We start from the raw sequence: 404 nt of genomic DNA on the forward strand, positions 1-404 counted from the left end.
ACGAGCTCATCGAGGTGGCGCGTGCCGCTGTCGCTGCCGACCCCAGTGGCAATGGCTTCTACACCGCCCGGTGGCTCCTCGCCGACGCCCTGCGGATGCGGTTCGAACGCACTGAGGCTGCGGAGGACTTGGACGAGCTCATCGAGGTGGCGCGTGCCGCTGTCGCTGCCGACCCCAGTGGCAATGGCTTCTACACCGCCCGGTGGCTCCTCGCCGACGCCCTGCGGAAGCGGTTCGAACGCACTGAGGCTGCGGAGGACTTGGACGAGCTCATCGAGGTGGCGCTTACTGATGCTGCCGACCCCAGTGGCAATGGCTTCTATACCGCCCGGTGGCTCCTCGCCGACGCCCTGCGGAAGAAACTCGAACGCACTGAGACTGCGGCGGACTTGGACGAGCTCATA

1 pseudogene is annotated in these 404 nt (G+C 66.6%); it reads left to right on the forward strand.

Annotation, left to right across the window (positions count from 1 at the left end):
- Nucleotides 1-404: pseudogene (locus tag AB0D34_RS45835) on the forward strand (hypothetical protein); the annotation flags it as partial.

Source organism: Streptomyces sp. NPDC048420, from assembly GCF_040651535.1.
GTDB lineage: Bacteria > Actinomycetota > Actinomycetes > Streptomycetales > Streptomycetaceae > Streptomyces.